Genomic DNA, 24192 nt, shown 5'->3' with positions numbered 1-24192 from the left:
CTGTCATGCTCGTGGCGGTGAGGTGGATGCCCATGCACCCCGGTGGAACCGAAACCAGCCATCACTCCGCCAACCCCCAGTCGACCCAGAATGCACCGCCCTTCACCCTGGAGGGCTGGTTCATCCTGCACGATTTCCGGCGGCTGGACTGGCGCCGCTGGAAAGCCCTGGATCCCGCCCGGCGGGCCCAGATTGCCCGCGAGGCGGCCGCGTTCCTCCGGCACGTGGAGGCCGCAGGGGACACGGGCGAGGGGGCCAGCGCCCTCTATCGCGTGGTGGGCCACAAGGCGGACCTGCTGTGGCTCCACTTCCGCCCGGCCCTGGCCGACCTGGGCGAGCTGGAGGCGGCCTTGGCCCGGACGGCCCTGGGCGACTATCTGGAGCCGGCGTACTCCTACGTCTCGGTGACGGAGCTCAGCTTTTACCGCTCCGGACCCGGCGGTCCCGAGCGGGACGTGCGCCAGGAGCCCTTCGTCCGCGCCCGCCTGTACCCCGCCATCCCCCCGGCCCGGCACGCCTGCTTCTACCCGATGAACAAGAAGCGGGACGGCGCCGACAACTGGTACACCCTGCCCTTTGAAGAACGCGGCCGCCTGATGCACAGCCACGGGCTCATCGGGCGCAAGTATGCGGGCCGGGTCACCCAGATCATCAGCGGGTCCGTGGGGCTGGACGACTGGGAGTGGGGCGTCACCCTCTTCGCCGACGACCCCGTGGACTTCAAGCGCGTGGTCTACGAGATGCGCTTCGACGAGGCCAGCGCCCGCTACGGCGAGTTCGGCCCCTTCTACGTGGGCGTGCGCCTTGCGCCCGGCGAGCTGGTGCGCTTCCTCAGCCCCGAGACGGCGGCCGGGGCGGCGGGGGCCCGGGAGGGGGCCCAGGCGGCCGGCGGCTGAGGGTGCTGAACCGGGTCTCGGGCCGCTCCCACGGGCCCGCACCTCGGCGCCACCGCCACCGCGCCCGGGTCGCGGGCATCATCCCCTGGGTCCAGGCGGTCATCCTCCGGCGGGTCCGGCGGCGGCGAGCCCAGGCTGCCGGGCCCGCCCCGTTTTTTCCCCCGGCCCCTTGCCGCGGCCGGGTAGGGACGGGCCGGCCCGTCACGAAATCCCCGGCAAAGCAAAGGCAACAGGGGGTGCCCTCTTGGAAGAGCTGGTCCGTTCCATGGCTGAAGAGCTCCTGGGCCGCGGCGCGGTGGAGGACGAGGTGATCCGGGAGACGGCCGCCCGCCTGGAGGGGCTCGTCGCCCGCCTGCGGGCCTTCGGCGAGGAGGTGCTGGGCGAGACGCTGCCCGCCATCGCCTTCGACCCCGGCCATCCCGCGTACCATGCCGCCCCCGGCCTGCCGGTCGAAACCCTCGAACGCCTGGGCACGGCGGGCGGGACGGGCTACGGGGCGGCCCGCCCGGTGGCTTCGCCTTCCGGGCCGGAAGGCGCCGGGACCGGGTCCGGGCGCGCGGCAGCAGGCGGGGACCGGGAACGTTCCACCCGGGCCACCGGGTCCTGGGCGGCCCCCGGCCGGCGGGTCATGGCCGGCGGGCCGTTGGCCGGGGTGAGCGCGGGGGAACTGGTCGAAGCCTTCCGCCGCGGCCGGATGGGGGTCGAGGAGGTCACCCGGGCCGTTCTCGAGCAGGTGGAAACCCTGGACCGGGACCTTCGCGCTTTCGTCACCGTAACGGCCGAACAGGCCCTGGCCACGGCCCGCCGCCGGGATGAGGAGCTGGCCCGCTGGCGGCGCGGCGGGGGTGGGGCAGGGGATGGGGCCGGCGGCGGTCCGGGTCCCCTCTTCGGGGTGCCCGTGGCCCTGAAGGACCTGATCGACCTGGCCGGGGTGCCCACCACGGCCGGCTCCCGGGTCCGGGCCGGCCACGTGGCCCGGGAGAGCGCCACGGTGGTCCGGCGGCTGGAGGCGGCGGGGGCCGTGATCGTCGGCAAGACGGCCACCCACGAGTTCGCCTTCGGCGCCACCACCGACACGCCCTTCCACGGCCCGGTGCACAACCCGTGGAACCTGGAGCACTCGGCGGGGGGGTCCAGCGGCGGCTCCGGTGCGGTGGTGGGGGCGGGCCTGTTGCCCGTGGCCCTGGGCACCGACACCGGCGGCTCCATCCGGATTCCCGCCGCCGCCTGCGGCACCGTGGGACTCAAGCCCACCTACGGCCGGGTGAGCCGGCACGGCACCGTGCCCCTCAGCTGGTCCCTGGACCATACCGGGCCCCTGGCGGGCACCGTGGCCGACGCCGCCCGGGTGCTGGAGGTCCTGGCCGGACCCGATCCCCTGGATCCGGCCACCGTGCCCGCCACCGCCCAGGGCCTGGTCGAGGCCGCGGCAGCGGGGGCCGCCGGGGACCTGGGGGGCGTGCGGGTGGGGGTGCTGGCCGCCTGGGCCCGCGACCGGATCCACCCGGAGGTCGAGCAGGCCTTCGCCGCCGCCCTCCGGCACCTGCAGGCCATGGGGGCCGAGCTGGTGGAGATCGGAGGAACGGGTCCCGGCGAAGGGGACTTTCCCGCCGCCGGGGTGCTGACCCTGGTGAACCGCCTGCTGGCCCTGGCCGAGGGGGGCGCCTACCATGCGGCCACCCTGGCACGGCAGGGCGGGGACTACAGCCGGGAGGTGCGGGTCCGGTTCGAGCTGGGCCAGTTCCTCCTGGCCCGGGACTACCTGCTGGCCCAGCGGCTGCGGACCGAGCTGGCCCGCCGGGCGGCGGCGGTGATGGCGCGCTGCCATGTGCTGGTGGCGCCCACCCTGCCCATCCCGGCGCCGCGGCTGGGGCAGGCCACGTGGCAGCCCGAGGGTGCCGGCGCCGAGCCGGTGCCCGAGGCGCTGATCCGGCTGACGGCGCCCTTCAACGTCACGGGCCAGCCGGTGCTGTCGGTGCCGGTGGCCATCGGCCCCAGCGGGCTGCCCCTGGCCATCCAGATCGCGGGCCGGGCCTTCGACGAGGCCACGGTCCTGCGGGTCGGCGCGGCCCTGGAACGGGCCCGGGGCCCCCTGCGGGGGTGAGGGGCGCCGGGAGGACCGGAGCCCCTGGCGACCGGCGGCTGGACCCGACCCGGGGCGTGGCGCCTGCGGCCGGCGGTGGGATGGGGCCCGGCGGTTGCACGCGACCCGTGGGCCAATCCGGCCGCCGGCGGCGGGACGCGCCCGGCGCCGGCCGGCAGGGGGTGGCGCCTCCGCCCGGCAGTGCCCAGCGGTTCCGTTTCATCGCAACCGGCGAGAGGGAGCCCGGAGACCACAGGCGGGGCCGGGACGCTGCGGCGTCCCGGCCCCGCCTGGTTTTGCTTTGCTTGCTTCCTTTGCCCTGAAATCCGGCCCCGCTCGTCTTGACGCCCCGGGCGGCGGCCGTTATACTTGGCCGCGGGTCACCATTATTGACACTCATTTTCAAAAACCGACCTCCTGCGCAACGCGACCGGAGTGGAGGCGTGCCCGTGAAAGCGGCATCGGCCTTTGAGGTCATCGCAGCCCGCGGCTGGAACCTGCTCAACGAGGGCAAGAGCTTCTACCCGATCTTCAACCTGGGCCTGCTGGCGGTTCTGGTGGCGGCCGACCCGGCCTGGCGCCGGGGCGCCCTGGCGGGGGGCGGGACGGGTCTGGCTTTGGCCCTGCTGGCCAGCCTGCCCCTGGTGCTGGCCTACATCCGCTGGGACTTCCCCCTGCACCTGCGCTGGTTCCTCTGGCCGCCGCTGCTGGCTTTCGGCCTGTTCTTCGGCTGGCCGCCGGCCGCCGCGGTGGTCCTGTCGGCCGGGCTGTACTTCTTCTTCACCGTCATCGTCTGGGGAACGATCTACTACCACCTGCGCACCGGCACGACCCTTTGGAACTTCCTCCGCTTCTGGAAGCTCGTCCTCAAGAACGCCGATTCCACCAGCGGCAACGCCCAGGAACAGCTGCCCAAGTCCTTCCTCACCCTGGCGGTGTGGCACCACCTGCTGGCAAGACCGGGCACCGCCTCCGCCGCCGCGGCGGGGCGCATGGAGGACCTCCTGCCCGTGTTCCTCTTCGCCCTGGCGGTGGCGGCCTACGGGGCGGTGGTCCACCGGCTGGGGTTCAACTGGCGGCCGGCCGAGTACCCGGACTACGCCCCGGTGCCCCCGCCGCTGCCGCAGCCGTCGCAGCGGGTGGTGGTCATCGTCATCGACGGGTGCCGCAAGGACAAGCTGGAGCGGGCCGAGACCCCCTTCCTGGACTGGCTGGCGGCCCGGGGGACCCGGTTCGACCGGATGGAGACGGTCTATCCTGCTCGGACGGTGGTCTGCTTCAGCTCGATGTTCACGGGCACCTACCCCAGGGAGCACGGCATCACCAGCAACCTGGTGCTGCGCCTGGGCGTGCGGGTCGAGAGCGCCTTCGACGTGCTGGCGCGCCACGGCCGCAAGGGCGTCCTGCTGGGGATCGCCCACCTGATCGACGCCTTCGGCGACCACGTGCGGGCCATCACCAGCGTGCAGAACGGCGACGAGGTGGACGGCAACATCATGGCCGCGGCCCGGGAGATCCTCCAGCGGGACGACCCGGATTTGCTGGTCGTCCAGCTGATCGCCACCGACCAGACCGGCCATGCCCGGGGCGTGCATTACCCGGAATACCTGCAGCGCATCCGCGAGGCCGACGCCCACATCGAGGCCTTCTTCGCCTGGATGCACCGCCACGGCTACACCCGGGACGCCACCTTCCTGATCTGTGCCGACCACGGCCAGGGGGACGGCATCGGCGGCCACGGCCACCTGGGCGAGGGGGAGCGGTGGGTGCCCTTCTTCCTGGTGGGGCGGAACGTGGCCCGGGACCGGCGCAGCGAACGGCACCACAGCATCGTGTCGGTGGCCGCAACGCTGACGCACCTGCTGGGCCTCCCCCTGCCCGCCCGGGCCCGGGGGCCCGTGCTGGAGGAGGCGCTGGATCCGAGTGCCCCCGACCTGGCCGCGGACCTCGACCGCTACTTCGCCGCCGAGGGGAGGGCCGCCCTGTGAGGGAACGAGGGCATCCGCCGGCCCGAACCGGCCAGGTGCATCTCCCGGGACGAACCGGCCGGTGGGCACGGCTTGGGCTCTCTGCCGGCGGGGCAGGGGATGCCACCGCCCGGCCGGGCTGCGGGCCGGGAGCGGTCCGCGGCCGGCCCGCAGCCCGGGGCCGGCGCGCAGCCCGGGGGCGTGGCCACCGGCCCCCAGGCGTGGCCGGCATGACCCCCGGGCGGCGGCTGGTGGTGGTGTTCCTCCCGGCCTACAACGAGGCGGCGGCCATCGGCCAGGTGATCCGACGGATCCCGCGGCCTGCCTGGCCGGGATGGGAGACCCTGGTCCTGGTGCTGGACGACGGCTCGACCGACGGCACGGCCCAGGTGGCCCGGGCCGCGGGGGCGGACCTGGTGGTGCGGCATCCCCGCAATCGCGGCCTGGGCTACACCGTGCGGCAGGCCCTGCGCCTGGCCTACCGCCTGGGTGCCGGGGCGGCAGTGATGATCGACGCCGACGGCGAGTACCCGCCCGAGGCCATTCCGGACGTGCTGGCGCCCATCATGGCAGGCCGGGCCGATTACGTGCTGGGTTCCCGCTTTCGCGGGCGCATCCGGGGCATGCGCTGGTACCGGCGGCTGGGCAACTACGCCTTCACCCTGCTGCAGGCCCTGATCCTGCGCCGCTGGATCAGCGACGGCCAGACGGGGCTGCGGGCCTTCAGCCGGCCCGCGCTCCGCCGCTGCCGGATCGTCCACGACTACAACTACGCCCAGGTGATGAATCTCAACCTTCTGCGCCAGGGCTTCCGCCTGGCCGAGGTGCCCATCCACTACCAGTTCCGATCCACGGGCCAGTCCTTCGTCCGCTTCCGCGACTACGCCCGCCGGGTGCTCCCCGCCATGGTGCGGGAGCTGCGCCTGCCGGTGGAGCCGGTGCCAGGGCGGCTGCCGAGGCTGGGCCCGCCCGTGTCACGGGCCCGGGGCCAGGGGGTGGCGCCGGGACAGGGGCCGGCGGCCCCGGAGCTGGTCCGGCCCGCGGGCCGCACGGGGTGAGGCCGTGGTGCCGGCGCAGGCCACTGGAGACGCCGGGCGGAGGAGGGCGGGCTCGCGGCCAGCCTCGGGGGAGCCGGGTGCTGCAGCCCGAGCCGGCCAGCGCCAGGCGGGCAGCGGTGGGGGCGGCGAGGAGGGGCGGAAAGCGGGGGACGGGCAGGGGCCCGCCCAGCCCGCCGGGAGGCCGGCGGGGGCGGTTCACCGGGGGGTGGCCCGCCCGGCCACCGCCCGGAGACATCACCTGAGGTATCGCCAGCAGGCACACCAGCGGGCCGGAGGGCCCGCAAGGAGGGTGGTTCCATGACGGTACATGACGGGCGCCCGGGCGGGCACCGGCCTGGCCGCCGGGCCTGGCTGGGGCGGGCCGCCCTGGCGGCGGTGCTGGTCCTGACGGTCGTGGTGCTGGCGGCCTGTGGCCGCGGGGAAGACCGGCCGGGGACCGTGTCGGTGGACCCGGAGAGCTCGACCCCGTCGGTGTCGGGCTCGGGCACCGGGACCCACTCGGGCAGCGGGTCGGGCACCCACAGCGGGAGCAGCTCCGGCACCCACAGCGGCAGCGTCTCCGGCACCCATACCCACAGCGGCGCCGCGGCGGGTCACGTGGAGCCCAAGCCGGCCGGCGCCGCCCAGGTCAACGTCACCCTGAAGGAGTGGGCCATCGAGGTCGAACCGGCGGAGGTCAAGGCCGGTCAGGTCTACTTCCTGGTGACCAACGCCGGCCCCGAGCATCCCCACGAGCTGGTCATCGTCCGGTCCGATGCCGGGCCGGAGGAACTGCCCGTGGTGGACGGCCGGGTGCCCGAGGACCAGGTGGAGATGATCGGCGAGGTGGAGGCCTTCGCCGCCGGTACCCAGGCCTCGGGGCTCTTCACCCTGCAGCCGGGCCGCTACCTACTGATCTGCAACATCGTCGAGGGTGAGGGCGAGCACGCCGTAAGCCACGTGGAAGAGGGCATGGTGGCCGAACTCACCGTCACGCCTTGAAGGAGATGAGGCCCTTGCAGACCGTGGTCGAACCGGCGCCGGCCGCCTCCCGGCGGCCGGCGCCAGCGGGCAACGGCTGGAGTCCCACCGCCGCACCCGGGGGCGGCCCGGACGGCGATCCCGTCGCTTCACCGCGGGCCCGGCGGGCCCGGGGAACCGCCGGTCACCGGGGTCCCGGGGCCTCGGGCTGGCGCCGCTACCTGGCGGCCGGGCGCCGGCTCCTGGGGTCGGTGCTCCTCCTGGCGCTGGCCGGGTTCGTCCTGGCGGGGTGCGGCCCGCTGGGCGGCGGCAACCAGCAGCTGGTGATCTACTCCAGCCGGACCCAGAGCCTGGTCCACCCGCTGCTGGAGCAGTTCGCGAAGGAAACGGGCATCGACATCCGGGTGCGTTACGGCAGCACGGCCGAGCTAGTCAACACCCTGCTGGAAGAGGGGGACCGCACCGAGGCCGATGTCCTGTACCTGTCCGACGCCGGCGGCTGGGGCCCCCTGCGGGAAGCCGGCCTGCTGGCCCAGCTGCCCCAGGACGTGCTGGAGAAGGTCGACCCGCGGTTCCGCTCGCCCGACGGGCAGTGGGTGGGGGTGTCGGGCCGGTCCAAGGTCATCGTCTACAACAAGGACCGCATCGATCCCGCCCGCGACCTGCCCGATTCGGTCATGGCCCTGACCGACCCCAAGTGGAAGGGCCGCGTCGGCTGGGCACCGACCCATGGTGAATGGCAGATCCTGGTCACCGCCATCCGGCTGACCCGGGGGGAAGAGGCGGCCCGGCAGTGGCTGGAGGGCATGAAGGCCAATGAGCCCAAGGAGTACCCCAACCTGATCAGCATCGTCCGGGCGGTGGCCGACGGCGAGATCGACATCGGCGTGGCCAACCACTACTACGTGCCGCGCCTCATGGAGGAGCTGGGCACCGGCTTCGCCGCCCGCAACCACTTCCTCAAGAACGGCGATCCCGGCGCGGTGATCGACGTGACGGGGGCGGCCATCCTGCGCTCGACGGACCAGAAGGAGGCGGCGGAGCGGTTCGTCCGGTTCCTGCTGAGCGAGGAGGCCCAGCGCTATTTCACCCAAGAGACCAAGGAGTTCCCGATGATCGCCGGCATCCCGCTTCCCGAGGGCGTGCCGCCCATGGAGGAGCTGGACCCGCCGGCCATCGACCAGAGCGACCTGGCCCAGATCCGGGAGACGGTCAACCTGCTGCGGGATACGGGCGTGCTGCCCTGAGAAAGCCCGCCGGGACAGCCTGAAGGGCAGGCCGGGAGCCGGCGGCACCGGCGGGGACGGGGCCGCCGCCCAGGTTTGGCCATCCACCCGCGGGGGCGGGGCCGTCGGCCCGGCTGACGCCGGCCGCCCGGCCGGGTAGGGTCGGGTTCCCCAGGCTGCCGTCAGGCAGGGGCGGGCCAAGGGGCAGGGGCCGCGATGCAACCGGGACGCAGCCGGGACCATCCCGTGCCGGGGCCGGCATGGCGTGGAGACGGAGCCGGGACGGCGACTAGAGCCGGGACGGCGACCGCCGCCCGGCGGCCCGGGCACCGCCGGGCCGGAGCAGCGGCCGGGGAGCCCGGGAGCGGGTGGTCGCGCCGGGTCGCTGAGCAGCAGCGGGTGCGGCTTCGCCTGGCGGGTGCAGGCGGCTGCCGCGGACAAGGGGGTGGCAAGGATGGCCCGGAGGGCCGTGGCGCTGTTCGTCCTGCTGGCCGCGCTCTACAGCCTTTCGGCGGGCCTGCGGGCCAGCCAGGGCGCCGCCATCACGGGGGACGAGCCGTTCTACCTGCTCACCACCCAGAGCCTGCTGGAGGACGGCGACCTGGACCTGAGCCAGCAGTACCGGCGCCATTCCTACCGGGCCTTCTTCGACCATCCCGACGGCCTCTGGATGCAGTCGGTCCCCACGGCCGACGGGCGCATCCTGAGCCCGCATAACCCCGGGCTGTCGGTGCTGCTGATCCCCGGCTTCGCGCTGGGCGGCCTCCGGGGCGCGCAGCTCCAGCTCCAGCTGCTGGCCGCCCTGACCTTCGCCCTGGTCTACGTCTGGGTGGCCCGAGTGACGGGCGAGGCGCGCTGGAGCGCCTGGGCGACCCTGGCCCTGGCCCTGGCGGCCACGCCCTTCGTCTACGCCACGGAGATCTACCCGGAGGTGCCGGCCGCCCTGGTGCTGGTGGCAGCGCTGTTGCTGCTGGAGGCCGGCGGGCCGGCGGCCGGGGATCCGGCTCGGGCTGCGGGCGGTCCCCGCCACCTCCCTCTGGCGGCAGGGGCCCGGGACGCCGGGGGAAGCCTAGCCCCGCGGCGGGAGGTGACCCGGGCCCTGATGCTGGCCCTCTTGCTGGCCGCCCTGCTCTGGCTGGGCATCAAATACGCGCCCCTGGCCGCGGTGGTGGCCGCGGCGGCCTTCTGGAGGGCCGGGCGGGAGGGCCGCTGGGCGCTGGCCGGGGCGGGCGTGCTGCTGGCCGTGCCCTACGTGCTGTTCCACCTGCGGGTCTTCGGCGCCCTGACGCCCTACTCGGTCAACGTGGTGTACGCGGGCGACTCCACGCCCGAGGTGTTGCGGGCGCACGTGACGGACCTGGCCAACCGGTTCTACCGGCTCTGGGGGCTCTTCGTGGACCGCCGCTTCGGCCTGGCGCGCTGGGCGCCCGTGCTGCTCCTGGCGCTGCCGGGGCTGGTGCTCATGGCGCGGCGGAAGGGCGCCCCGCGTCTTGCCCTGGGCCTGATCGCGGTGCAGCACCTGATGGCGGTCTTCGTCGCCATCACCATGATGGGCTGGTGGTTCCCCGGCCGCACCGTGATGACCGTCCTGCCGCTCTACGCCCTGCCCCTGGCCCTGGTGCTCGAGCGGGGCGGGCGTGGGGCGCGCAGCGCCTTCTTCCTGCTGGCCGGGCTGTCGGTGGCGGTGACGGCGGCCCTGGTGCGGGCGGTCAACCTGGGGCAGGTCACGGTGGCCGTCGACCCCTTCGCCATGCCGGTGGGCTGGTTCCAGGCCATGGGCCTGCTGTTCCCGGACTACCGCTCCTGGGCGGGGAGCACCCCCTGGCTGACGGGGCTGTGGCTGGCCGTCCTTTGGGCATTGGGGAGCTGGGGATGGCGGCTTGACCGGAAGGACGGGAGCGGCCGTCTTGACCGCCGGGACCTTTGGGCCAAGGGCCAGGCCTTGTTGAAATAGAGAATGTCTATCAATTCGGCCGCGGCCGTGCTACAGTGAACCCGAGGAGGCGACCCCTGTGGCAGAGGCCTGGTCCCCCGCGCGGACCCCGGTGCCAGCCCCCCAGCCGGCGAGACGGCCCGGTCCGGGCCCCCGGGCCGGTTTCCTGGAGGCCGCCCGCCGCAAGGCGGGAGGGCCGGGTCAGGGCCCCCAGCCGCCGCTGGCCCTGGTGGTGCCGGCAGCCCTGGTGGCGGCGGCGATGCTGCTGCCGGTGGCCTACCTGCTCATCCGCACGGCGGGAGCCTGGGACCGGGTGGCCGAGCTGCTCTTCCGGCCCGCCACCTGGGCCATCGCCGGCCGCTCCCTGGGGCTGGTGGCGGCGGTGACCGCCACGGGCGTCATCCTGGCGGTACCCCTGGCCTGGCTGGTGGTACGGACCGATCTCCCCGGGCGGCGCTTCTGGGCGGTGGCCACGGTGCTGCCCCTGGCCATCCCGAGCTACGTGGGCAGCTTCCTCTACGTGGTCGCCGCGGGGCCCCACGGGCTCCTCCAGCGCCTGCTGGCGCCCCTGGGCGTCCAGCGGCTGCCGGACCTGCACGGCTTCTGGGGCGCCTACCTGGTCATGACCCTTTTCACTTATCCTTACATCTTGTTGCCGGTGCGGGCCGCCCTGGCGCGCCTCGACCCGGCGCTGGAAGAAGCGGCGCTCAGCCTCGGCCGCGGCCGCGGCGCCACCTTCCGGAGCGTCATCCTGCCCCAGTTGCGCCCGGCCATCCTCTCCGGGGCGCGGCTGGTGGCCCTGTACACCCTGGCCGAGTTCGGCGCCGTGACCACCTTGCGCTACGAGACCTTCACGTGGGCGATCTACGTCCAGTACCAGGCCGCCTTCGACCGGGCGGCGGCGGGGGGCCTGGCCCTGGTGCTGGTGGCGGCGGCCCTGGCCATTCTGGGACTGGACGCCCTGCTGCGGGAGCGGTGGCGGTACCACCGGGACACCCCCGGCACGCCGCGGCCACCGGCGCCGGTTCCGCTGGGCCCGTGGCGCTGGCCCGCCCTGGCCTTCTGCGCCGCCGTAGTCCTGCTGGGGCTGGGCGTCCCCCTGGGCGTGCTGGCCTACTGGGTGGTGCGCGGCGTGCTGGAGGGAAGCTGGTGGGAGCTACTCGGGCCGGCCACTTTCAACTCCCTGGCCGTCGCCGCCCTGGCCGCCGCCGGAACGGTGGCCGCCGCCCTGCCCGTAGCGGCCCTGGGGGCCCGGTTCCCCGGTTTCCTGAGCGGCCTGGTGGAGCGGGCCAGCTACGTGGGCTTCGCCATTCCCGGGATCGTCATCGCCCTGGCCATGGTCTTCTTCGGGGTGCGGTTCCTGGGACCGCTCTACCAGACGGTGGCCTTGCTGGTGGCCGCTTACGTGATCGTCTTCTTGCCGACGGCCCTGGGCCCCCTGCGGGCGTCCTGGCTGCAGGTGGATCCCAAGCTGGAGGAAGTGGCCCGCACCCTGGGCCGGCGGCCGTGGCAGGTCCTGGCCCAGGTGACCCTGCCCCTGGTGCGGCCGGGCCTGCTGGCCGGGGCCGGGATGGTGTTCCTGGTGACGCTGAAGGAGCTGCCCTTGACCTTGATTCTGAGCCCGGCGGGGTTCGGCACCCTGGCCACCTCGGTCTGGAACTCCATCACCGAGGGCTTCTTCGGCCAGGCGGCGGTGAAGTCCCTGCTGCTGGTGGCGGCGTCGGCCGCCTCGGTCATGCTGATCCTGCGCCGGGAAGGGGAGTGGCAGGCGTGAAGGATGCCGGCGCGCCCGTCATCCGCTGCCGCGGGCTGGTGAAGCGCTTCGGGCCCACCCAGGCGGTGGCGGGCCTGGACCTGGATGTGTACCGGGGCGAGATCCTGGTGCTGGTGGGGCCCAGCGGCTGTGGCAAGACCACCACCCTCCGGCTGATCGCCGGCTTCGAGGTGCCCGACGCCGGCCGCATCGAGCTGAGCGGCCGGGTGGTGGCGGGAGCGGGCCGGCCGGTTCCTCCCGAAGAACGGCGGGCCGGGCTGGTGTTCCAGGAGTATGCCCTGTTCCCCCACCTGACGGTGGCGGAGAACATCGCCTTTGGCCTGCCCCGGGGGCCCGAGCGCCGGCGCCGCGTGGCGGAGATGGTCGAACTGGTGCGGCTGGAGGGCCTGGAAGACCGCTACCCCCACGAGCTCTCGGGCGGGCAGCAGCAGCGGGTGGCCCTGGCCCGGGCCCTGGCCCCGCGGCCCCAGATCCTGCTCTTGGACGAACCCTTCTCCAACCTGGACGCCGACCTGCGCCAGCAGGTGCGGGAAGAAGTCCGGGAGATCCTGCGCCGCACGGGGACCACCACCGTGCTGGTGACCCACGACCGGCGGGAAGCCCTCAACCTGGGCGACCGGGTGGCGGTCATGCACGGGGGCCGCATCGAGCAGGTAGGCACGCCGGAGGAGGTCTACTACCGGCCCCTGACCCCCTTCGTGGCGGAGTTCATGGGACCTGCCACCCTGCTGGAGGGCCGGGTCGAACCCGGCGGCATCGCCACCGAGCTGGGGTTCTTCCGGCAAGGCGTCACCGTGGCGCCGGGCACGCCGGTGCGGGTGCTGGTGCGGCCCGACGACATCACCCTGCGTCCTCTGGCGGGCGGGCGCGCCGCCGCCTGGACCGGGCCGGGGGCCACGGGCGTCATCGCCGGCCGGGAGCGGCGGGACGGCTACTACCATTACCGGGTGCGCCTGGACAGCGGTACCGTGGTGGGCAGCGAGCTGGTGCACGTCCACGACTACCCGGTGGGCACCCGGGTCGCCGTGACCGTGGAGGCCGGCCATCCCCTGCACTGGTTCCCGCAGGGGGACGAACCGGCCCCTGCCGCGGCAGGTCCTTCGCCGGCGGAGGGGGCGGCGATGGAAGCGGCGGCCGGGGGACCGGGCGGCAGGCCGGTGACAGGCCAGGGCGACACGCCCGGCCAGGCCGGCCAGGGCGGGCAAGCCCTTGAGCAGGTTGGCTGCCAGCGGCGGGGGGAGGGCCGCCCGGCAGGACCCCGCCCGGAAGCCTTGAACGGGCGGCAGCGCGCCCTGTGGGCCGCCCTCCGGGGCCGGGGGGACCGGCCATGAGGCTCCTGATCACCGGCGGAGCCGGCTTCATCGGCTCCCACCTGGCCGAGTGGGCGCTGGTGCAAGGCGCCGACGTGGTGGTGCTGGACGCCTTCGCGTCGAATTACGATCCGGCCCTGAAGCAGGCCAACGTGGAGCTTCTGCGCCTGCGGGCGGCGCGGGCTTCAGGATCCTTCCGGTTCGTCCGGGGGGACGTGCGCAACGGGGAGCTGCTCGACCGCCTCTTCGCCCGTCACCGCTTCACCCATGTGGCCCACCTGGCGGCGCTGCCGGGGGTGCGCCCGTCCCTGGCCGAGCCCCGGCGCTATCTGGAGGCCAACGTGGGCGGCACGGTGGCCCTGTTCGAGGCCATCCGGCGGCACCCGGGGACGGTCCGGCGGGTGGTGGTGGCGTCGTCGTCGTCGGTCTACGGCGCCCAGCCCGGTCCCTGGCGGGAGGACATGCCGCCGGCGCCCCTGTCGCCCTATGCCGCATCCAAGGCGGCGGCCGAGCAGTACGCCCTGACGTACCAGCGGCTGCTGGGCATCGGGGTCAGCTGCCTGCGCTACTTCACGGTGTACGGGCCGCGCCAGCGGCCGGACATGGCCATCGCCCGCTTCACGGCCCGGGCGCTGGCCGGCCAGCCTATCCCCGTGTTCGGCGACATCCAGAGCCGCCGCGACTACACCGAGGTGGGCGACGTGGTGCGAGGCACCTGGGCCGCCCTGCTGGAGCCGGGCACGGGGTTTGAAATCTACAACCTGGGGAGCGGAGGGCCCTTCACCCTGCAGCAGCTGATCGCCGCCCTGGGACGGGTCCTGCACCGGCCCATCGCCCTGGATCTGCAGCCGCCGGCCCCTGGCGACGCGCCGGCCACCTGGGCGGACATCGGCCGGGCCCGGGAGCGGCTCGGGTACGAGCCCCGGGTCTCGCTGGAGCAGGGGCTGGCGCGGTACGTGGCCTGGGTGCGGTGGCATCACCAGTGGGCCCAGGGACGTCCTGGCTTGTCAGCGGGGGGCCGCTCCCGCCGGAGCGGGGATCGCCGCGAGAGCTGGCGCTAGGGACGGGGCGTCACGGCAAGGAAGGGTAGAGGCCGTCATTGTTATGTTTCATCCCGCCAGCTGACCAAGCTCGCCACATGATCTGGTTCGCTGCATTCTTGGTTCAAGATGGGTACGATACTTACGGCAGGCGGACTCACCTGATGCGATGCGGGAAAGGACACGGGGTCGTTGCGGCACGCCGCGCGAGAGGGGTGACGAGCGGTGGCGGGTGGGCGCCCCTTCATTCAGTCGGTCAGGGTACGGAACTACAAGAGCATTGCTGCATGCGAGGTGCATTTGAGTCATGTTACGGTGCTCGTAGGGCCTAACGGTTCTGGCAAAAGTAATTTCCTAGATGCCCTGCGCTTCGTGGCGGATGCTCTGCGAACGACCCTAGAACACGCCATACGGGACAGAGGCGGGATCAACGAGGTACGCCGGCGGTCCCACGGACATCCCCATAACTTCGATATTGAACTGAAGGTCAACCTTCGTGATGGGGCGGAGGCCGAATATGCTTTCAGGATCGGCTCTACCCGCGGTGCGGGATATCAGGTGATTCACGAAACGTGCGCCATTCGGACGGCCGATATGGGGCAGCACTTTTACGAAGTGGAGAAGGGGACTGTCCGCAGGGCAAGCTTCGGCAACCTGGGACCGGAGCACATTGAAAGCGATCGCCTCTACCTGACGCTGGTATCGGGATTGCCTCAGTTTCGTGCTCTATACGACGGCCTTTCCCACATGGGCTTCTATAACCTGAATCCGGACGTCATTAAGGATATCCAAGATCCGGACCCTGGCGAGTTGTTGAGTCGGGACGGCCGCAATATGGCCAGCGTGATCCGGCGGCTTCATGAGAATAACCCTGATGTATTGGATCGCATCATGGAGTACTTACAAGCGGTGGTTCCGGGCGTGCGGTCGGTTGAGGTTGTCTACCTGCAGCATAAAGCAGCGCTGCGGTTCCGCCAAGCGGTTCGGGGTGCCCGGGACCCGTGGACTTTTGCGGCAGCCAACGTTTCTGACGGTACGCTCAGGGCTCTGGGTGTCCTGGTGGCCGCTTTTCAGACGCAGGCCATGACCAGATTCCCGGTTCCACTGGTGGGAATCGAGGAGCCAGAGATCGCGATCCACCCGGGAGCCGCGGTCAAGCTCATGGATGCGCTGCTAGAGGCAGCCCGCCAAACGCAAATCGTGATCACCACCCACAGCCCGGAATTGCTCGATCACCCCGACCTGACAGATGACATGTTGCTGGCCGTCGAGGCCGATCAGGGGGAAACGCTCATTGCCCCGGTTGACATCACCACGCGCCGCGCCATCCGCGAGCACCTGTACACGGCTGGCGAGTTGCTGAGGTTGGGACAACTTCAGCCGGAGCGGTCCCGCGCGTCAGCATCTCCCCACGAGCAAACTCGGCTGGCCCTTGAATGAGGTTCAAGGACTGCGGGTAAGGAAGGTTGGATATGCGCCTGGCGAGCATCGTGGAGGGCCACGGTGAGGTGGACGCCGTGCCCGTCCTTCTACGCCGCATTGCCCACGACCTGGAGATGTACGACCTGGAAATCCTCCCTCCGATTCGTGTGCAGCGCGGCCACTTTCATGCCGGTTCGCCCCGGCTGCACCAGGCAGCCCTGTTGGCCGCTTGCCGTGTGGGTCGCCATGGAGGTGTACTCGTTCTCTTCGATGCCGACGATGATTGTTCGGCCCACTGCGGGCCCGCCCTGCAGAGCGATCTTGCCGCCAGGCTGTCACCGCTCCCGGTGGCAGTCGTTCTGGCCCACAAGGAGTTCGAAACCTGGTTCCTTGCCGCCGTTGAGTCCCTGCGGGGTTGCCGGGGCATTCGTGAGGACGCTACCGTACCCCCCGATCCGGAAGCGATCCGCGGGAGCAAGGAATATCTCAGAAGGCAGATGCAGCCGCCAAGGGATTATCGGGAAACCGTGGACCCAAGCTGCCCTGGCCAGCCGGATGGATCTTGTTCTTGCGCGCCAGAGAAGCCCGTCCTTCGATAAGTTTTACCGGGAGGTCCGGCGACTGCTTACGGGTCGATAAGATGGAGCCCTGGTCTGAAGAACGGGGGCAGGATACCCAGTGCATCCTGCCCCCGTTCCACGCTGCTGCTGGTTTGCTCTGTCGTTCGCCGCGGTTGCCCCGGCTTACAGCCAGAGGGACGCCACGATGGGCGCGATCAGCAGGGCCACGATGTTGATGATCTTGATCATCGGGTTGATGGCCGGCCCCGCCGTGTCCTTGTACGGGTCGCCCACGGTGTCGCCGGTCACCGCCGCCGCGTGGGCCTCGGTGCCCTTGCCGCCGTAGTGGCCCATCTCGATGTACTTCTTGGCGTTGTCCCACGAGCCGCCGCCGTTGGTCATCTGGATGGCGATGAACAGGCCCGTGATGATCGAGCCCACGATCAGGCCGCCCAGCGCCTTGGGACCCAGGGCCAGGCCCACCACCACGGGACCCAGCACGGGGATCAGGCCGGGCACCACCATCTCGCGCAGGGCCGCCCGGGTGACGATGTCCACCGCCCGGCCGTAGTCGGGCTTCGCCTTGCGCTCCATGATGCCCGGGATCTCGCGGAACTGGCGCCGCACCTCCTCCACCACGTCGAAGGCCGCCCGGCCCACGGCCTCCATGCTCATGGAGGCGAAGAGGAAGGGCAGCACGCCGCCGATCAAGAGGCCGGCCAGCACGTAGGGATCGCCCAGGTCGAAGGTCAGGGCCTGGGCGCCGGCCTTGCCGAGTTCTTCCACGTAGGAGGCGAAGAGCACCAGGGCGGCCAGTCCCGCCGAACCGATGGCGTAGCCCTTGGTCACCGCCTTGGTGGTGTTGCCCACGGCGTCCAGCTGGTCGGTGACCTCCCGGACGGAGTCTTCCAGGTCGGCCATCTCCGCCAGGCCGCCGGCGTTGTCGGTGATGGGGCCGTAGGCGTCCATGGTGACGATGATGCCCGTCAGGGACAGCATCGCCATGGCCGCGATGGCCACGCCGTAGAGCCCGGCCAGGTTGTAGGCCAGCAGGATGGCCACGGCGATGACCAGGGCCGGTACCGCCGTGGAGCGCATGCCCACGGCCAGGCCGGCGATGATGTTGGTCGCGTGGCCGGTCTGGGAGGCGTGGGCGATGTTCTGCACCGGCCGGTAGTTGGCCGAGGTGTAGTACTCGGTGATGATGATCATCGCCACGGTGACGCCGAGGCCGATCAGGGAGGCATAGAACAGGCTCATGTCCAGGCCGAGCCATCGGGTCACCGCGAAGAAGCCGATGGTGCCGATGATGCCGCTGGCCAGGGCGCCCTGGTAGAGGGCCCGCATGATGCCCCCCGGCTTGGCCGGCGGGGTCGCCAGCACGCCGGCGATGGAGCTCACGATGCCCACGGCGCCCACCAGCAGCGGGAAGAAGACGAACCGGGAATCGCCGGCGAACTCCGGGGTCAGCAGGCCCAGGAGGATGGCCGCGACCGCCGTGACGGCGTAGGTCTCGAACAGGTCCGCCGCCATGCCGGCGTCGTCGCCCACGTTGTCGCCCACGTTGTCGGCGATGACCGCGGGGTTGCGCGGGTCGTCCTCAGGGATGCCGGCCTCCACCTTGCCCACCAGGTCGGCGCCCACGTCGGCCGCCTTGGTGTAGATGCCGCCGCCCAGGCGGGCGAAGACCGAGATCAGGCTGGCGCCGAAGCCGAAGCCCACCAGCGCCGAGTTGTTCTGGGCGCCGGTGAGCCACACCAGCGCCGTCACACCCAGCAGGCCGAGACCGACCACCATCAGGCCGGTGACGGCCCCGCCCTGCAGGGCCACGCGGAAGGCGGCCGCCAGCCCCTGGCGCGCCGCCATGGCCGTGCGCATGTTGGCCCGCACGGCCACGTTCATCCCGATGTAACCCGCCGCTGCTGACAGGACGGCACCCGCGAGGAACCAGACGGCCGTCGTCAGGCCCATCCCCGGCGCGGCCGCCAGGATGATGAACAGCACCGCGGCCACCACGGCCAGGGTGCGGTACTGGCGGTTCAGGTACGCCGTCGCCCCCGCCTGGATGTGGCTGCCGATGTCGACCACGGCGGGGTGATCCACCGGCAGCCGGACGATGCGGTTGGCAAACACGAGTCCGGTGAGGAGCGACAGCAGGCTCCCGGCCAGCGGGATCCAGAGCAAGCTGTTCATGTGCTTTGCCCCGCTGTGAGGCGGGTCCCTCCTTTCTTTCCCCGACAAATGCTGACGGTCCGATGAACATGATAAAAGTGTTGGAGGAACGGGACCAGTCCTTGCAGCAAAAGTCACGTGAAGGCATATCCTGCCGCCGCGGTCCGGTACGGGCCTGCGCCGCTCAGCGGGTCAGGATCGGACCAGCGCGGGTGAAGCTTGTGGCGAAAGATGGCGCATGGAGGGAGAGGGCCTTGGAGCCGGCGGCCGGGGAGGGCAAGGGCGGCGGCAGGGCGCCGGCGGGCGCCGGGCACTCCTGGGAGGCCGGATCCGCCAGCGAGGCCGGCTCTGCCAGCGAGGCCGGCGCCGCCAAGGCAGCGGCCCGTCAAGAGGTGTACCGGCGGCTGCGGGAGGCCGGTGCTGCCCGCTTCCCCTTTCCCATCGAAGGCCGCATCCCCAACTTCAAAGGCGCCGAGCGGGCGGCGGCCCGGCTGCGGGAGCTGGACGTCTACCGCCGCGCCCGGGCCCTGAAGGTCAACCCCGACACGCCCCAGCTGCCCGTCCGGGCCATGGCCCTGGCCGACGGCAAGACCGTGTACATGCCCACGCCGCGCCTCCGCGGGGCCTTCCTGCGCATCCGGCCCGAAGACGTCCCCCGCGGCGAGGAGCGGCGCGCGGCCCAGCTGGGCAGGGCTGCGGAGTACGGCCGGTTCGTCACCCTGGACGAGATGACTCCGGAGGCGGCGCCCATCGATCTGGTGGTGGCCGGCGCCGTCGCCGTCACCCGGGACGGGGCCCGGGCGGGGAAGGGGGAGGGCTATGCGGACTACGAGTACGCCCTCCTGCGGGAGCTCGGGCATCCCGAACTGCCCGTGGTGACCACGGTCCACCCCCTGCAGATCGTGGAGCGGCTGCCCGTGGCGCCCCACGACCTTTCGGTGGACATCATCGTCACCCCCGACGAGGTGATCTTCACCCGCACCCCCTACCCCAAGCCGCGGGGCATCCGCTGGGAGGCGGTGACCCCCGAGGATCTCGAGGCCATGCCCGTGTTGCAAGAACTGCGGGCGCTCCACTGGGAGCGCATGCAGGTCCCCGACGTGCTGGCGCCGGGGCTTGGGGCCGTGTTCGTCGGGCTCAACCCGGGGCGGGCCAGCGCCACCGCCGGCCACCACTTCGCCGGGCCCAACAACCTGTTCTGGCGCCTGCTGCACGAGGCGGGCTTCGTGCCGCGGGTCCTGCGGCCTGAAGAGGACGGGCTGCTGCCCCGGTGGGGGCTGGGGGTGACCAACGTGGTGCCCCGGGCCACCCGGGGGGAGGCCGATTTGACCTGGGACGAACTCCGCGCGGGCGGTGCCGCCCTGCGGGAGAAGGTGGCCCGCTTCCGGCCGCGGCTGGTGATCCTCCTGGGCAAGCAGGTCTACCGGGCCTACGCCGGGCTGGCCCGCACGGCGCCCGTGGAATGGGGCCTGCAGCCGCGCCAGACGGTGCCCGGGGTGGCCGAGTTCGTCGCGCCCAACCCGTCGGGCCGCAGCACGGTGCCCTATGCCGAGCGGCTGCGGCTCTTGCGGGAGGCCCGGTCCTGGCTGGCCGGCGGGGCGGGCGGCGGGCAGTCCTAGCGGCAGGGCCGCGGCGGGCGGTCGCCCACAGGCGCTGCGGGCGGTGGCTGCCAATGCCACGGGCGATCCAAGCGGCGGCAGCGGGCCATCCCCGCCGCAGGCAGCCGGAGCTTGTTTTATAGTGAAAATATTTCGCTTGACAACGATCTTCGCCCCGCCTACGATCCCCATGATGAACGGTTGGGAGATCCTTCAGCACATCTGGCGCCTGCAGCAGGTCGTCCTGCGGGAGGCCACGCCCTGCCTGGAGCGGCACGGCCTCTTCCGCATGGCGTCCTTCGCCCTGGCCATGGTGCGGCGCTGCGGCACGCCCTCCGGCGTTGCCTCGGCCATGGGCGTGCCGGCTCCGACCGCCAGCCACATCCTGCGGCGCCTGGAGGCCGAGGGCTGGGTGAGGCGCCAGGTCGATCCCCAGGACCTGCGGCGCTACCGGCTGGCCCTGACCCCGGAGGGGCAGGAGGCCCTGCGGGCGGCCCGCGCCTGCCTGGAAGAGGCCGTCAACCGGCGACTGGAGGGCCTGGCTCCCGAGGAACGGGACCTGCTGGCCCGGCTGCTGGCGCGCCTGCACGAGGATCTCCCGGGAGGATCGGCGGAACGCGAAGGAGCGGTGTCCGGTGAAGGAACGCAACCCCATGACCCGTGAGACCGTAGCCCGCGGCCGGCCCGGGGCGGGCACCCCCGGCCGGTCGGGAGGGGGGTCGCCGTCCACGGCGGCGTCCCCCGGCGCGGAACCGGCCTCGGCGCCCGGTGCCGGCGCGTGGGCCGGCACCGCGGCCGGAGGGGCGGCTCAGGCCGGAGGGGTGGCTGAGGCCGGCGCGGCGCCGGCCGGCTACCGTCCGGGCGAGCGGCGCCTGGCGATGATCGGCGTGCTGCTGTCCATGTTCCTGGGCGCCCTGGACCAGACCATCGTGGCCACGGCCATGCCCCGGGTGGTGGAGGAACTCCACGGCCTGGACCGCTACGCCTGGGTGGCCACGGCCTACCTGCTGGCCACCGTGGTGGCCCTGCCCATCTTCGGCCGCCTCAACGAGCTCCTGCCGGGCAAGTGGGTGTTCACCACGGCGGCCAGCCTGTTCCTGGCCGGCTCGGCCCTGTGCGGCCTCTCGCCCAGCATGGACGCCCTGATCGCCTTCCGCGCCTTCCAGGGCATCGGCGGCGGGGGCCTCTTCGCCACGTCCATCACCACCATCGGCCTGCTCTACCCGCCCCGGGAGCGCGGCCGGGTCCAGGGCGTCTTTGCTGCCGTCTTCGGGCTGTCCAGCGTGATCGGCCCCTGGGTGGGCGGCCTTCTGACCGACCACATCAACTGGCGCTGGGTCTTCTACGTCAACATGCCCGTCGGCATCGTGGCCCTCTACTTCCTGCTGCGGCACATGCCGCTGCTGCCGCCCGTGCGGCGGTCGGCCTTCGACCTGCCGGGCGCGGTGACCATGGCCCTGTGGACGGTGCCGCTGATCCTGGCCTGTGCCTGGGGCGGTTCGACCTACCCGTGGAGCTCGCCGGTCATCGTCGGGCTCCTGGCGCTGGCGGCGGTGGGTCTCGGCCTGTTCATCGCCGTCGAGCGGCGCAGCCCGCAGCCGCTGTTCGACCTGACCCTGTTCGCCAACCCCACCTTCCGCTGGTCGGTGCTGGCCCTGCTCTTCTTCGGCGGCACCTTCCTGGGCAGCGTGATGTTCCTGCCCCTCTACCTGGTGCAGGTCAAGGGTTTTTCGGCCTCCAACTCGGGCCTGGCCCTGACGCCCCTGACCTTCGGCACCATGGCCGGCAGCCTGCTGGCAGGCCAACTGGCCACCCGGTACGGGCGCTACAAGCCCATGCTGCTGGTGAGTTCCGTGGGCTCGGTGGCGCTGTTCCTGGTCTTCCACGAGGTGCTGCGGGTCGACACGCCCCTCTGGCAGGTGCTGGTGCTGATGGTCCTCCTGGGCTTCGTCTTCGGCCCGTCCATGCCCCTCTACGGCATGGCCGTGCAGAACAGCGTCTCCAGGGAGCGCCTCGGCACCGCCAGCAGCGCGACCCAGTTCTTCCGCCAGGTGGGGTCCACAGTGGCCGTGGCCTTGCTCGGCACGGTGCTCAGCGGCGCCCTTCACGACGGGATGATCCGGCACCTGCCGCCAGCCTACCAGGCGGCGACCCAGTCGATCCAGATGCCCGCCGAGGGCATGACGGGCGGGACGGACCTGGCGGCCCGGGTGCGCCAGGGGTTCGAGGCGGTGCTGGCCGACGTGGAGAAGGCGCTGCGCGGGGACGAACAGGCCTACGCGCGGCTGCAGGCCGACCCGCGGGTGCCCGCGGCGCTCAAGGAAAAGCTGCCCGAGGGCGGCGTGCGCGCCCAGGTGCGCCAGCAGGTGGCGGGCCTCAAGGCGGCCCTGGCGGCGGCTCTCCAGGGGGACGAGCAGGCCCGGCAGGCCCTGCTGGCCAACCCGGCGCTGCCCGCTTCCCTGCGCCAGCTGGTGGAGCACCCGCCGGCCGAGCCGGCGGTGCGCCAGGCGGCCCTGGCGGCAGCGGAGCAGGCGCTGGACGGCCGGGTGGACGCCATGGCAGCCCAGGCGGAAGAACAGGCCATCGCCCAGATCCGCCGGGCCATGGAGCAGCAGGTGGACCAGGCGGTGGCCACCTTCCGCAACGCCTTCAACCAAGCTGTCACCGAGGCCCTGCGACAGGTGTACCTCTACACGGCGGCCATGGCGGTGATGGGGCTCTTCTGCCTGTTCTTCCTGCCGGATGAGGAGCTGAAGCGCAGTTACGCCCAGGCGGAGGCGGTGCCGGCTCCGGCTCGGCAGTGACGGGCCGGAGCGGGAAGGTTGCTCCCCGGCGGCCGGGGGCCAGGTTGCGCTGAGGCTCGGTGGCGTGAGGTCAAGCTGCGGCGGCTCCGGCCCGGCAGCGACGGGGCGGAGCGCCGGGACTGAGCCGGTGACCGTCCCAAGGAGCCGGCGGCGGGCGTCTCGCCGGCGGCGGGTTGCCGGTGCCACCACCGCGACGAGGCTCTAGCTTCGCGGCAGCCAGATGCGCACCCGGTCGCCCTGGGCGATGCGGCCCGGCCGCTCCACGGAGAGGACGATACCCCGCCGCCCCCGCGCCACCTGGACGAACCGCACGGGCAAAGCCTCCCGCTCGGGGTGCAGGGGGTGCAGCGCCGCCAGCACCTCGCCCGGATGGCGGCAGGGGCGGTTCTCGCCCTCGCAGACCAGCCCGGCGCCGCCGGGAAAGAGCAGCCGGGCCCCCGCCGGCAGGCGGGTCAGCTCCGGCAGGCCCTCCAGCAGCAGGTTGGCGCCCAGCCATTCGGGCAGGACCGCATCGAGCCCGAGGCCGGTGGCGATGGCGGCGCACTCCTCCACCGACACGGCGCTGAGCTGGCGCCGGTTGCGGATGGGGGTGCCCCGCGGGTACATGGGCTCCCGGCTGCCCGCCGGGCGGGTGAGGCCGTGGTGGCGGTCGCCGGGGATGCCGCCGAAATCCACTTCCACCGCCTCAACCCGCTGTGTCACGAAGGTTCCGGCATCCCAGGCTCCTAGTACGGCCTCAACGCGGGTGGTCAGCACGACGGCCACGGTGTTTCCTCCCATCCGGAGGGCATGTCAGAATGGCGTTATGGGCGGTAGGGCGCCGGTCAAGGCGCTGTCCGTTGATGCCTGTACTTGTACCACTCCTGCCCAGCAGCCTCAACCCGCGGCGGCGACGCCGGCGACGGCGGTCATTGGGCGACGAAGACGAAGCGGCGGGGACGAGGAGGATCTGCGTGGAACGGTGCCCGTTTTGTCACCTGGCCATTGACCCGGAACAACGGGTCGTGCTGCAGAACGAGCATTGTCTCTTCCTGCAAAAGCCGCAAAAGGTTCTGATCGGGTCTGGCGTGATCGTCCCGAAGCAGCACCGGGAGACGGTCTTGGACTTGACCGAGGAGGAGTGGGCGGCCACTTTTTCGTTGCTACAGGACGTGAAGCGGCTGCTCGACGAGCAATGCCGTCCCGATGGGTACAACCTTGGGTGGAATTGCGGTCCCACCGCCGGGCAGCACATCATGCATGCTCACCTGCATGTGATCCCGCGCTTTCGGGACGAGCCCCTGGCCGGCAAGGGAATCCGGTACTGGCTGAAGAGCGAGGATAACCGGCGGCATCACACCGGGCCGCATTGACGAAGTCCTCACGCAAGGACGCATTCACGAATCCGCA

The 24192-nt window shown here is 72.3% G+C and carries 18 protein-coding genes; 16 read left to right on the top strand and 2 right to left on the bottom strand.

Features of this window, described 5'->3' with window-relative positions; all coding sequences use genetic code 11:
- Nucleotides 1–32 precede the first annotated feature (32 nt).
- The 12 genes from hemQ to THESUDRAFT_RS15300 all read left to right on the top strand — a co-directional run bounded on the left by hemQ (nucleotide 33) and on the right by THESUDRAFT_RS15300 (nucleotide 16268).
- The gene (gene hemQ, locus THESUDRAFT_RS08420; RefSeq protein ID WP_006904354.1) at nucleotides 33–896 is read left to right on the top strand and encodes a hydrogen peroxide-dependent heme synthase; all 864 of its coding nucleotides are present in this window, start codon (nucleotides 33–35) and stop codon (nucleotides 894–896) included.
- A gap of 244 nt (nucleotides 897–1140) precedes the next feature.
- Entirely contained in the window at nucleotides 1141–3000 is a 1860-nt protein-coding gene (locus THESUDRAFT_RS08415; protein WP_006904353.1) for an amidase, read from the top strand.
- A gap of 428 nt (nucleotides 3001–3428) precedes the next feature.
- Nucleotides 3429–4967, top strand: a complete 1539-nt coding sequence (locus THESUDRAFT_RS08410; RefSeq protein ID WP_006904352.1) for an alkaline phosphatase family protein — start codon at nucleotides 3429–3431, stop codon at nucleotides 4965–4967.
- Nucleotides 4968–5176: 209 nt separating this feature from the next.
- Nucleotides 5177–6004, top strand: a complete 828-nt coding sequence (locus THESUDRAFT_RS08405; RefSeq protein ID WP_006904351.1) for a glycosyltransferase family 2 protein — start codon at nucleotides 5177–5179, stop codon at nucleotides 6002–6004.
- A 297-nt stretch (nucleotides 6005–6301) separates the two neighbouring features.
- A complete protein-coding gene (locus THESUDRAFT_RS15085; RefSeq protein ID WP_006904350.1) occupies nucleotides 6302–6985 on the top strand; it encodes a hypothetical protein in 684 nt (227 codons plus the stop codon).
- Between the two features lie 23 nt (nucleotides 6986–7008).
- A complete protein-coding gene (locus tag THESUDRAFT_RS08395; RefSeq protein ID WP_242823382.1) occupies nucleotides 7009–8211 on the top strand; it encodes an iron ABC transporter substrate-binding protein in 1203 nt (400 codons plus the stop codon).
- A gap of 433 nt (nucleotides 8212–8644) precedes the next feature.
- Nucleotides 8645–10144, top strand: coding sequence for a hypothetical protein (locus THESUDRAFT_RS08390; RefSeq protein ID WP_006904348.1), 1500 nt, complete (start codon nucleotides 8645–8647; stop codon nucleotides 10142–10144).
- A 58-nt stretch (nucleotides 10145–10202) separates the two neighbouring features.
- The gene (locus THESUDRAFT_RS08385; RefSeq protein WP_006904347.1) at nucleotides 10203–11897 is read left to right on the top strand and encodes an ABC transporter permease; all 1695 of its coding nucleotides are present in this window, start codon (nucleotides 10203–10205) and stop codon (nucleotides 11895–11897) included.
- On the top strand, nucleotides 11894–13228 hold the full coding sequence (locus THESUDRAFT_RS08380) for an ABC transporter ATP-binding protein (protein ID WP_006904346.1): 1335 nt from the start codon (nucleotides 11894–11896) through the stop codon (nucleotides 13226–13228). The genes THESUDRAFT_RS08385 and THESUDRAFT_RS08380 overlap by 4 nt, the downstream gene beginning before the upstream one ends.
- Entirely contained in the window at nucleotides 13225–14268 is a 1044-nt protein-coding gene (locus tag THESUDRAFT_RS08375; protein ID WP_006904345.1) for a GDP-mannose 4,6-dehydratase, read from the top strand. The genes THESUDRAFT_RS08380 and THESUDRAFT_RS08375 overlap by 4 nt, the downstream gene beginning before the upstream one ends.
- A gap of 204 nt (nucleotides 14269–14472) precedes the next feature.
- A complete protein-coding gene (locus THESUDRAFT_RS08370) occupies nucleotides 14473–15687 on the top strand; it encodes an AAA family ATPase (protein WP_006904344.1) in 1215 nt (404 codons plus the stop codon).
- A 32-nt stretch (nucleotides 15688–15719) separates the two neighbouring features.
- Nucleotides 15720–16268, top strand: coding sequence for a DUF4276 family protein (locus THESUDRAFT_RS15300; RefSeq protein WP_006904343.1), 549 nt, complete (start codon nucleotides 15720–15722; stop codon nucleotides 16266–16268).
- 144 nt (nucleotides 16269–16412) lie between these two features.
- On the opposite strand, the gene THESUDRAFT_RS08360 is transcribed toward THESUDRAFT_RS15300, so the two are convergent.
- Nucleotides 16413–18422 carry a sodium-translocating pyrophosphatase gene (locus tag THESUDRAFT_RS08360; protein WP_006904342.1) on the bottom strand — a complete coding sequence of 670 codons (2010 nt, stop codon included), beginning with the start codon at nucleotides 18420–18422 and terminating at the stop codon, nucleotides 16413–16415.
- Between the two features lie 233 nt (nucleotides 18423–18655).
- Between THESUDRAFT_RS08360 and THESUDRAFT_RS12415 the strand changes: the two genes are divergently transcribed.
- The 3 genes from THESUDRAFT_RS12415 to THESUDRAFT_RS08345 all read left to right on the top strand — a co-directional run bounded on the left by THESUDRAFT_RS12415 (nucleotide 18656) and on the right by THESUDRAFT_RS08345 (nucleotide 22803).
- A complete protein-coding gene (locus THESUDRAFT_RS12415) occupies nucleotides 18656–20020 on the top strand; it encodes a 5-formyltetrahydrofolate cyclo-ligase (protein WP_006904341.1) in 1365 nt (454 codons plus the stop codon).
- Between the two features lie 136 nt (nucleotides 20021–20156).
- Entirely contained in the window at nucleotides 20157–20663 is a 507-nt protein-coding gene (locus tag THESUDRAFT_RS08350) for a MarR family winged helix-turn-helix transcriptional regulator (RefSeq protein ID WP_242823295.1), read from the top strand.
- The gene (locus tag THESUDRAFT_RS08345) at nucleotides 20635–22803 is read left to right on the top strand and encodes an MDR family MFS transporter (RefSeq protein ID WP_006904339.1); all 2169 of its coding nucleotides are present in this window, start codon (nucleotides 20635–20637) and stop codon (nucleotides 22801–22803) included. Before THESUDRAFT_RS08350 ends, THESUDRAFT_RS08345 begins: the two co-directional genes overlap by 29 nt.
- 201 nt (nucleotides 22804–23004) lie before the next feature.
- Here the strand turns inward: THESUDRAFT_RS08345 and THESUDRAFT_RS08340 are convergent, their stop codons facing one another.
- Nucleotides 23005–23568 carry an MOSC domain-containing protein gene (locus THESUDRAFT_RS08340; protein ID WP_006904338.1) on the bottom strand — a complete coding sequence of 188 codons (564 nt, stop codon included), beginning with the start codon at nucleotides 23566–23568 and terminating at the stop codon, nucleotides 23005–23007.
- Nucleotides 23569–23756: 188 nt separating this feature from the next.
- Between THESUDRAFT_RS08340 and THESUDRAFT_RS08335 the strand changes: the two genes are divergently transcribed.
- Nucleotides 23757–24155, top strand: a complete 399-nt coding sequence (locus THESUDRAFT_RS08335; RefSeq protein WP_006904337.1) for an HIT family protein — start codon at nucleotides 23757–23759, stop codon at nucleotides 24153–24155.
- The last annotated feature ends 37 nt before the right edge of the window (nucleotides 24156–24192 follow it).

Source organism: Thermaerobacter subterraneus DSM 13965 (assembly GCF_000183545.2).
Classification (GTDB): domain Bacteria; phylum Bacillota; class Sulfobacillia; order Thermaerobacterales; family Thermaerobacteraceae; genus Thermaerobacter; species Thermaerobacter subterraneus.
This window is presented reverse-complemented; position numbering and strand designations above follow the sequence as displayed.